General features: G+C 43.9%; 9 protein-coding genes. 2 read left to right on the top strand and 7 right to left on the bottom strand.

The features are described from left to right. Window positions 1–1,943: sensor histidine kinase (locus VIN08_RS13350; RefSeq protein ID WP_331965806.1), on the bottom strand; the 1,943-nt coding region annotated here is incomplete at its 3' end. A gap of 177 nt (window positions 1,944–2,120) precedes the next feature. On the opposite strand from VIN08_RS13350, the gene VIN08_RS13345 reads away from it, so the two are divergent. After that, the gene (locus VIN08_RS13345; protein ID WP_331965803.1) at window positions 2,121–3,605 is read left to right on the top strand and encodes an NAD(P)/FAD-dependent oxidoreductase; all 1,485 of its coding nucleotides are present in this window, start codon (window positions 2,121–2,123) and stop codon (window positions 3,603–3,605) included. Between the two features lie 246 nt (window positions 3,606–3,851). Further along, window positions 3,852–4,931, top strand: coding sequence for a hypothetical protein (locus VIN08_RS13340; RefSeq protein ID WP_331965800.1), 1,080 nt, complete (start codon window positions 3,852–3,854; stop codon window positions 4,929–4,931). Window positions 4,932–5,098: 167 nt separating this feature from the next. Here the strand turns inward: VIN08_RS13340 and hisIE are convergent, their stop codons facing one another. The 6 genes from hisIE to hisC all read right to left on the bottom strand — a co-directional run. Beyond that, window positions 5,099–5,707: a bifunctional phosphoribosyl-AMP cyclohydrolase/phosphoribosyl-ATP diphosphatase HisIE gene (gene hisIE / locus VIN08_RS13335; protein ID WP_331965809.1), complete on the bottom strand. Its 609-nt coding sequence runs from the start codon at window positions 5,705–5,707 to the stop codon at window positions 5,099–5,101. Between the two features lie 69 nt (window positions 5,708–5,776). Next, window positions 5,777–6,535, bottom strand: coding sequence for an imidazole glycerol phosphate synthase subunit HisF (gene hisF / locus VIN08_RS13330; protein WP_331965797.1), 759 nt, complete (start codon window positions 6,533–6,535; stop codon window positions 5,777–5,779). Window positions 6,536–6,563: 28 nt separating this feature from the next. Continuing rightward, on the bottom strand, window positions 6,564–7,277 hold the full coding sequence (hisA, locus tag VIN08_RS13325; RefSeq protein ID WP_331965794.1) for a 1-(5-phosphoribosyl)-5-[(5-phosphoribosylamino)methylideneamino]imidazole-4-carboxamide isomerase: 714 nt from the start codon (window positions 7,275–7,277) through the stop codon (window positions 6,564–6,566). A gap of 15 nt (window positions 7,278–7,292) precedes the next feature. After that, window positions 7,293–7,877, bottom strand: a complete 585-nt coding sequence (gene hisH / locus VIN08_RS13320; RefSeq protein WP_331965791.1) for an imidazole glycerol phosphate synthase subunit HisH — start codon at window positions 7,875–7,877, stop codon at window positions 7,293–7,295. A gap of 26 nt (window positions 7,878–7,903) precedes the next feature. Continuing rightward, complete coding sequence (gene hisB, locus VIN08_RS13315; RefSeq protein WP_331965788.1) at window positions 7,904–9,019, bottom strand: bifunctional histidinol-phosphatase/imidazoleglycerol-phosphate dehydratase HisB; 1,116 nt, start codon at window positions 9,017–9,019, stop codon at window positions 7,904–7,906. Window positions 9,020–9,209: 190 nt separating this feature from the next. Beyond that, window positions 9,210–10,029, bottom strand: an 820-nt coding sequence (hisC, locus tag VIN08_RS13310) for a histidinol-phosphate transaminase (protein WP_331965785.1), incomplete at its 5' end; no start/stop codon positions are given.

The following is a 10,029-nucleotide window of genomic DNA, read 5'->3' as shown; positions in this document are numbered from 1 at the left end:
TTCTCTGACTCAAGCCAGTCGACAGAATCTTTCATCGATAAAAAGAATTGCTGCCAGATGCCGAGTTTCACCAATGTCTCGTTGATGCTGCGAAGATAGTCACGAATATGTGTATCTGTAGCATCCGGACGAATCGCTGCGATGCGCGTGAGACCATTGCGGGCAGCTTCCGGCAGAATTTCGCGGAACATCCACAATTGATCATCCTTTTCAATATGTCCCTGGTGCGACAAGTCGGCAATGAAGTTCGGGGTATTATATACCTTCATAAACTCAAGACATTTGATAAAAACATTCCGGTATTGCTCGCTTGTAACAGGGCCATGCCAGATTATACCCGTGGCATTGATCTGTGCATCGAAGAAAATTTCAGCATACGGTTCATGTAGCAATACCTGCCGCTGTATATCTGTAGGACGCTTCAGGTAGATAGTAAATTTTGTGAAGCGGTTCATTTCACTGTCAACCGTAATATAGCCGCCAAGTGCTTCGGTCTGCAGTTTTACCAGATATAGCCCAAGGCCTTTTCCTTCGGTGTGAAAATGAAAACGTTTATATAGCCGGAAAAGATCATTCCGGTTACGCTTCAGATCTATACCCAGTCCGTTATCAGTCACCTCCAATATATAGTATTCCGCATTCTCGCGGGTATTTACCTGTATAACTGGCGATCGCTCTGCCGAACGATACTTGATGGCATTGTTCATCAGGTTATACAGAATACTGTGCACCATCGGCTTTACCGAGTATATATGTTGTGTTATAATATCCGTAGTAACAGCAACATCGTGCAGCCGTATATCTTTTAAAAGTGTTTTAGTGAGTTCGGCAACTTCCTGCTGCAGGTTAATCTTCTGTCGTATCCTGAAAATATCATGACGGATGTCGATGATCTTGGTGAGGTCTTTAATGATCGTATCAAGCCTCTCCGAAGAAGTGCGTATATGTTCCAGTACTTCTGCATCGTGTTCCGGTATACTGGCAGGATCAAGCAAATGGATCAACCCCAACAGACTGGCTACCGGCCCGCGAAGATTGTGCGATACAGTATAGGAAAACTGGCGCAGCTCATTGTTGTGTTTGATCAACTCAGAGTTAGTTTCAGTAAGATCTTTATTCTTTTCAATAAGCTCTGATGTCAGCGATTGGTTTTGAGAGAGAAGTCTGTCTTTCTGTTCCTGTATCAACAGGTAAGCATCCATCAATTGTTTTTGGCTAACCGCGAGTGCTTCGCTCTGCGCCTGCAGTTCCGAAGTCTGTGCTTCGATCTCGGCATTTTTCTCTGTGAGAATTTCGTTGGTTTCATGGAGCTCTTCGATCAACTCTATATTTCGCTCCTCGTTTCGCTCAGACGTCCATTTTAAAAATGCGAGTGCGCTGATTTGTAAACAGTATGAAACAAAGATCACCACGTTGGCAAAGTAATACGTGGAGGCTTTCAGTTTTTGCTGTGCATACCCAACGCCAAACCAATGATGCAGCGGATCGTAACACAACAATATAGTAATACAGGCAAACGAACAAAACAGCAACGACTTTCTTTCGCGTATAGAGAACAGCACCCAGGGGAACGAACAACTGCCGAGTATAACAAAACGGAAGGCAAAATAGTCAAGCTCTTCAGGAGTGCTATAGTATAGCCACTTGGAGTAAATGGAAAGCGCAGTGATTACAACTGGCATAAATAAACTTATCCAGATGCGACTGATATATACCTGGCCTGCGCGATTCAATACTACTGTTAGAAAGGCGAACAAACCGATCAACGGAATAGCACCTGTTACAACGCTCCATCCATACCAGATAAAATAAAGACTGAATAGTAAAAGACTAAAGCCAAGCAGGCTCAGACCAATGGCATTGGAGATGGTAACGCCTCTTTTTTCAGCTAACGTTTTGGCTAGTGACTGACCAGAAAAGATAATCGAATAAACTAATTTCATCCAAGGGTCTTACCCTTCAAAGGTAAGCAATAAACCGGTATCCGGAGGTAATCGAAGGTTGATGCCGTATCTGTTTTGGGGACGTATTCTCCTGCTGTTGACCGTGAAAAATTCTTTTAATAAAACCTGTTAAAGTGTACCTTGGGGTATAAATCATTGTCGCTTTAGTCCTTTCTTATGGAGAAATATGATCTGGTCGTTATCGGGGCAGGCCCATCCGGGTATGCTGCTGCGATGCGCGCGTTGGATTTCAGGAAGAAAACACTTCTGATCGAAAAGAACCTCGTTGGAGGCGCAGGTGTAACCAATGGTGCGCTATCATCCAAAACCTGGTGGGAGTTATCGCGCGAAACTGCTTCCTTCCGCAAGAACCTGAAACGGTTTAACCTGGAAGTGCCCAGCATAAACTATAAAGAGATACAAGCCGAGGTGCAGCGTGCCGTGCATGAACGAACGAGCATGCTCGAAGAGCACATGGAACTGATGAAAGACTCGCAGTACTCAGAGCTGTTATCTTTTAAGCAAGGTACTGCCCGGCTGATTACTCAGAATGAGATCGAGATTGAAAGCTCCGACATGACAAAAGAAGTTGTGTGGGCCGATTATGTTATACTCGCCACCGGCAGTCGCCCGCGATATTTACCGGAGCTCCCCATCGATGAAAAAATCGTGATGACGAGTGAAGGCATAGAAGCTATGGAAGATTTTCCGGAGAGCATGGTGATTGTAGGAGCCGGGGTAATTGGTTGTGAGTATGCCACTATCTTTTCGGGCTTTGGTAAAACAAAAGTACACCTCATCGATAAAGGTGATCGGATACTTCCCTTCGAAGATGAAGATATAGTACGCGTGATTGAACGCAACATGGAGAACAGCGGTGTGCTGATACACCGTAACTCCAAGCTGATTCGCATGGAGATCAAGCACGAACGTGTGGAGTATGAGCTGGAATACGATGATGGTAGCAAAGCCGTGTTCAATGTAGAGAAAGCATTGGTAGCAGTAGGACGTATACCAAATTACGAAAACCTGTGGGATGAAGGTGTTGACATCAGTATTTCCAAACGCGGCATTGAAGATAATGATACGCAAACCAACGTCTCGAATATATATGCCGTAGGCGATATAACAGCCGATATATCTTTGGTAAATGTTGGCGAACTGGAAGGACGCTATGCTGTTGAAAAAATATTTGGCAGCCCCGATCACAGACTGGTATATGAGAATATCAGCACCATTATGTTTTTGAATCCGGAGGTTGCAGGCGTGGGTTTTAACGAAACGCAGGCCCGCGAAAAAGGTATCGACTATAAAGTGGTAACGCTCGATTATAGTTGTATACCGCGCGCCATTGCCAAACGCAATACACAAGGTTTTATAAAACTGCTCGTAACCAATGACGAGCAGATGAAGATACTCGGACTAAAGATCATAGGCAACCACGCTTCCAGCGCTATACAAGCCGTAGCGTTACTGATCTGGATGAATAAAGGTATCGAAGAACTTGCTGAATGCGTTCACCCGCATCCATCGATAACCGAAGGTATACAAGAGTGTGTACGTATGCTCCTGGGTAAATCGCTATTCAAACCCGATGCGCTGCGAGGCCGCTTGTCGTGCAGAACAAGTATGCGCGGTGTATATGCGGATATTAAGTTTTAACAGCTGGTTTATAGCTGCTGGCTACCAGAAGTGTGTGAGTAGGATGGAAGCGTATATTTATACTTCGTTATTCTTAATTCCGTGTTCGATATTCGAAATAGCCACTAGTTACAGGCTGCAGGCGCTGGAGTGTGAGCGTGTGACAGGAATGTGTATTTATACTTCAATATTCGTTCATCAATGTTCCTTTGTTCCATATTCAATGGCGGATGTTCCCCTGGTAGCTGAATTTTTTAAGTAATTGATATGCGATCCATTCTAACCGTTACTGCATTATTTCTCAGCTTCATTTCTTACGCCCAGAGTATAACCGTTGAGACTATTGTATTTACGGAAACACTTAATAAATCATCTCAGTCAGATATACCCTTTGTTATTGATAATACCGGAACGAAAGGCGCTGCTGTGAAGAAAATAAACGATGCTATACTGGATCGTTTTATGATCGATAGCTTCGATCCGCAAAAAGTATCCGAGTTTTTGTGGTATGGCGTTGAATTTGATTGGGAGGTAAAATCAGATATACTCTTTATTTCTTTTTCAGGAGAATACTCGGGAGCATACCTGAACCAGGTAACCGAACATTTATACTTTGATCTGTTCAATGGCAATCAGCTTGAAGAAAAACTGCTGACGTTTAATACATTCTTCTCGTTGAATGGCTACTTTGCCTTTTTGGATAGGCATTGGCTTCCGGATTGTAATCGCGAATTTAATACAGCGAAAGAATGTACCGAGTTTGAGCCTTACTGCGATTGCTATGATATAGATATACTGTTATCAAAAAACAACATAACCTTTTCTCTTACGCACGATTGTTTCCCTCATGCTGCACAAGCTTGCGATCCATTTCATTCAGTAGATATTCCGAAAGATTCTCTTAAGCCATATCTGAGTGAGTTTGGCCAATATGTACTCTTTAAAACCTCCTATAGTAACATGTCGACCCTCGAAAAGTTTTTATTCTATAGAGAGAACTCCCCAAAGATACCCAACCTATATTTTATTGTGGGGAGTATAGATGGTAAATATCCCTTTAGTATGGCGATAGAACTGAACGAGAAAACTAAGAAAGTATCCGGATATTACTTCTATCAAAAGCAACACGAGCGTATCAATGTACAGGGTTCATTTGATCAAACGAAAATATATCTGACTGAATCAGTCGGAAATAAAGTAACGGGTAAATTCGAATTTACCTGGCACAGCGCGTATCAGGAAGGAGGCTTGTATCTGGCCGACAATAACTATTGGGCGGGCAAGTGGATTGATCCCGCCGGCAAGATGTTGTCGGTAGGTTTGAACGATGTGAAGTATAAATTCTAAGTCTGTTACCCGTTATCGTTATGGTAAAAGCGTTTGGAGCAGGGGCTTTTATACTTCGACATTCGTTAATCGATGTTCCTTGTTCGATATTCAGTTTCGTTACGGAATTACGTCTTCATGTACGTTCACATACCCACAATTAACGGGTAATCATGAACGATTAACAGCTATTTCGCGTGTCGCTTCTTCAATACATCCAGTACCTCACTCAATGTATATCCTTTGGCCGTGAGCAACACGAGGTAATGGTACAGCAGGTCAGATGCTTCACCGAGGAAGAGCTCTTTGTTGTCGTCTTTGGCTTCGATCACTAGCTCCACGGCTTCTTCGCCAACTTTCTGTGCTACCTTATTTATACCTGAGTCTAACAGCTTGTTGGTATAGGAGCCTTTCTGTGGGTTGGCTTTGCGATCTTGTATAATCGCTTCGAGGGTTGATAAACTCCAGGTATCGCAGCGCTCGTTCTTTTCATTGAAGCACGTGTCGGCACCGGTGTGGCAGGCTGGACCTTTCGGATTTACTTTTACCAGTAATGTATCCTGATCGCAATCGAGGAGTATATCTACCAGTTCCAGATAATTGCCTGATGTTTCACCTTTCGTCCAGAGGCGTTGTTTGCTGCGACTGAAGAATGTAACGCGCTTGTCTTGCAAAGTTTTGGTATAGGCTTCTTCGTTCATAAATCCCAGCATCAATACACGTGCCGTGCGGGCATCCTGTACCACACAGGGAACAAGGCCATTGAGCTTGGAGAAATTTATAGCGAGATCTTTCATTTTTCGTTTATGTATTAAAATCATGACGCAACGGGTTGACAGTGATAAGATAGAAATTTCTGATCACTATCAATCCATTCGCATACAAATTTGTTTTTGGTTCAGGTATGATTTCAGTTCCGGTATTTTTATCTCACCGAAGTGAAATATACTGGCCGCAAGAGCAGCATCAGCTTTGCCCAAAGTAAATACATCGGTGAAGTGCTCCATCGTGCCGGCACCACCCGAAGCAATGACTGGTATTTGCAATAATTCGTTCAGCCTGGCCAGCGGATCGTTCGCGAAACCACGCTTTGTGCCATCATGATCCATACTGGTAAACAATATTTCTCCTGCACCGCGTTCCTGTCCTTCCTTCGCCCAGGTGAATAATTTTTTATCTGTAGGATTTTTTCCTCCGTGGGTATGCACCGTCCACGCATTATCGATGTTACGTGCATCGATAGCCAATACTATACATTGTGCACCAAACGCCCGCGACAGATCATCGATCAGTTGAGGATTGCGCACGGCAGCAGAATTTATACTTACTTTATCAGCTCCCGCTTCAAGCAGTGGTGCTACATCGGCTACGCTGCTGATGCCGCCACCTACTGTAAAGGGTATATTTATATGGCGTGCTATATCTTTTACCAGCGAAGCAAATGTTTTGCGTTGCTCGTTGGTGGCCGATATATCGAGGAACACCAGTTCATCGGCACCTTGCTGCGCGTAGGTAGCACCGAGTTCTATCGGATCGCCAGCATCGCGAATGTTTACAAAGTTTATACCCTTCACTGTGCGGCCATCTTTAATATCGAGGCACGGCACTATTCGTTTCGTAAGCAAGGCTATATATCGTTAAGTTCGTTGCACATTAAAGTAATACCAGTTCTTCCAGCTTCACGCGTCCTTCGTAGATCGCTTTGCCGACAATAACACCATCCACACCAATGCGTTTAAGCTCTTGTAAATCTCCCAGGTTACTCACGCCACCACTGGCAATCAGGTGCAGCTGCGGAAAGCTGAGCAATAAAGTTTTGTACAGTTCCAGGTTCGGACCGGTAAGCATACCATCGGTGCTGATATCCGTACACGTTACGTATTCTATACCATGCTGTACATAGTCGCGGAGAAATGTTGTTATACCCAGCGAAGAATTTTCCTGCCAGCCGCTAATGGCGATCTTGCCATTCTTTACATCGGCACTGAGAATGATCGTGTCTGCACCAAACTCATCGATCCACTGTATTACTTTCTGCGGTTCTTTCACAGCAATACTTCCGAGGTTTACCTGCTTCACGCCATAATCAAAAAGACGTTTGATCTCATCATCTGTTTTTATGCCGCCACCAAAATCAACGGCAAGGCTGGTGTTGGTTGTAATGCTTTCCACTACTTTCCAGTTTATTACCTTACCGGCCTTCGCGCCATCGAGGTCTACCAGGTGTAAAGATCGCAAGCCCTGGTCTTCGAATGACTTGGCTACATCCAACGGGTTTTCATTGTATATTTTCTTCTGAGCATAATCGCCTTGTGTAAGTCTTACGCATTTACCGTCTATAATGTCGATGGCGGGAATAATTCTCATGAGTGTTGGGTTGATTTACAAGTTAAGGAAACTCTTCAGTACCAGTTCTCCGGTCTGTGCCGATTTCTCCGGGTGGAACTGCACAGCATAAAAATTATCCCGATGCATGGCAGCACTGAAGGGCACTATATAGTTTGTTACGGCCGAGGTAAATGTATTTACCGGCACATAGTAACTGTGCACAAAGTAGGCATATTGATTTTCAGTGGCCGGATCGATCCAATTATCCGAACGAGCTATACTATTCCAGCCCATGTGCGGCACTTTCATATCGCCTTCGGGTATAAATAGCTTTACGGTTTCATCAAATATACCGAGGCAGTTGGTGTTGTTCTCTTCAGAATATTTGCACATCAGCTGCATGCCGAGGCAAATGCCCAATACCGGTTGCCGCAGACGAACAATTACCTGGTCCAGCTTTCGCTCACGAAGGTAGGCCATCGTTGTGCTGGCTTCACCTACACCCGGAAACAATACTTTATCAGCCTTCGCAATCTCTTCTGCATTATCCGTGATCGTGAAATCTATACCCAGCCGCTCCAGTGCAAAGGAGACGGATTGTATATTGCCTGCATTATATTTAACGATTGCCAGTTTCATAATTTTACCTGTGCTATAAATATATACTATAAAATCCCTTTGGTGCTCGGCAGTTGATTACCTTCTTTCTTTACCGACATTTTGATAGCTTTCGCGAATGCCTTGAAGATGGCTTCGATCTTGTGATGTTCGTTGGTACCTTCTACTTTTATATTCAGGTTACTCTTCGAAGTATCAGAGAATGATTTAAAGAAATGATAGAACATTTCGGTTGGCATCTCACCAATCTTCTCTCGTTTAAACTCGGCATCCCAAACAATCCACGGTCTTCCGCCAAAGTCGATCGCTACCTGCGCAAGACAATCATCCATCGGTAAACAAAAACCATAACGTTCTATACCACGCTTGTCGCCAAGCGCTTTGAGAAACGCCTCTCCCAGGGCGAGTGCTGTGTCTTCAATGGTATGGTGTTCATCAATATGCAAGTCGCCCTTTACTTTGATGGACAGATCTATATTTCCATGACGTGCAAGTTGATCGAGCATGTGATCGAAGAACCCAAGTCCTGTTTCAATATGCGATTTTCCGCTGCCATCCAGGTTTATCGCTATATCTATATCGGTCTCTTTGGTTGTGCGCTTAACAGAAGCTTTGCGCGAAGGTGTTGTGAGAAAAGTATATATGTCTTTCCAGCTAAGTGTTATTAATGCACAGTGCGACTCTAAGTCTTGTGCAGTCATTTTCTCCTGCAAACTACCGTTGTTGAGTAAAATTCCTTTTGCCCCCAGATTTTTCGCCAGCTCTACATCGGTAAGACGATCACCAATCACAAAAGAATTTTTCAGATCATACGCCTCACTGAAAAACTCGGTAAGCATACCCGTGCCGGGTTTTCGTGTTGGTTTTTGCTCGCGTGCAAAACTTCGGTCAATATATATTTTCGGAAAGTGAATACCTTCATTCTCCAACGCCTTTAGCATTTTGTTTTGCGCTGGCCAGAATGTTTCTTCCGGAAAACTATTTGTACCGAGTCCATCCTGGTTGGTGACCATTACCAATTCAAAATCCGTTTCAGCTGCAATCTTTCCGAGCCACGTAAAAACTCCCGGATAATATTCCAGTTTCTCCAATGAGTCAATCTGCTCATCGGGTGGCTCGATGATAAGCGTTCCATCGCGATCTATAAATAGTACTCTTTTCATATCTTTTGTTTCTGGGGTGTGAGGGAAGTGTGCCTTCTTACTTCTTTACTCCGTGTTCGTTATTCGTTATTCGCACGTGTGTCTTTATACTTCAACATTCGTTAATCGATATTCCTTGTTCGATATTCAATTTGTTATTCTTTACATCAATACGATTGACGATTAACCGTTAACGAATAACGTTAAATGCCTACATCTCCTCCAGCGCACGCACGAGCCTGTCATTCTCCTCCGGAGTTCCTACTGTGATGCGCAGGCAGTTATAGCATAGCGTTACGCGAGATCGATCGCGGACGATGATGCGATGCTCCAGCAAGTATTGATATATAGCGGGAGCATCTTTTACGCGCACGAGTATAAAGTTACTATCCGAAGGATATACTTGTTCGGTGATCGATAGTTTTTCAAAGGCTTTGGCGAGCTTGGTGCGTTGCTTGATGATCTCCTTTACCCATTCTTCGACTACGTTCACTTTTTCAAGTGCATCCAGTGCCAGCTCCTGCGTGCGGATGTTTACGTTGTAGGGATACTTGATCTTGTTCAGTATGTTAATGATCTCTTCGGATGCGAAACACATACCGAGACGCAAACCTGCGAGTCCCCACGCTTTAGAGAAAGTTTGCAATACCACGAGGTTCGGATATTTAGCAAGGTCTTCTACAAAACTTTTACTCTTGGCAAAATCGATATAGGCTTCATCGATCACAACCAGTCCATAGAAGCGTTTCAAAACTTCCAGTATTTTATCGCGACTCAGTAAATTACCGGTAGGGTTATTCGGACTGCATAAGAATATAATTTTTGTAGTAGCATCAAATGTGCGGGGAAAAGCTTCGAGGTCTATATCAAACTCCGGTGTAAGTAAAACACGCTGTACATTCACGGCATTTACTTCAGCGCATACGGAATACATACCATACGTTGGCTCCGTGATAAGAATAGAATCCTGGTTAGGTTCGCAGAACGCGCGGATCAACAGATCGATCGCTTCATCACTGCCATTCCCCAGA

Origin of the sequence: Ohtaekwangia sp., assembly GCF_036568665.1 — a bacterium.
Lineage (GTDB): Bacteria > Bacteroidota > Bacteroidia > Cytophagales > Cyclobacteriaceae > Ohtaekwangia.
This window is presented reverse-complemented; position numbering and strand designations above follow the sequence as displayed.

Bases quoted from the DNA above. Each gene is read 5' to 3' on its own strand.
- VIN08_RS13345 (WP_331965803.1), top strand. From the start codon at position 2,121: ATGGAGAAATATGATCTGGTCGTTATCGGGGCAGGCCCATCCGGGTAT.
- VIN08_RS13340 (WP_331965800.1), top strand. From the start codon at position 3,852: ATGCGATCCATTCTAACCGTTACTGCATTATTTCTCAGCTTCATTTCT.
- hisIE (WP_331965809.1), bottom strand. From the start codon at position 5,707: ATGAAAGATCTCGCTATAAATTTCTCCAAGCTCAATGGCCTTGTTCCC.
- hisA (WP_331965794.1), bottom strand. From the start codon at position 7,277: ATGAGAATTATTCCCGCCATCGACATTATAGACGGTAAATGCGTAAGA.
- hisH (WP_331965791.1), bottom strand. From the start codon at position 7,877: ATGAAACTGGCAATCGTTAAATATAATGCAGGCAATATACAATCCGTC.
- hisB (WP_331965788.1), bottom strand. From the start codon at position 9,019: ATGAAAAGAGTACTATTTATAGATCGCGATGGAACGCTTATCATCGAG.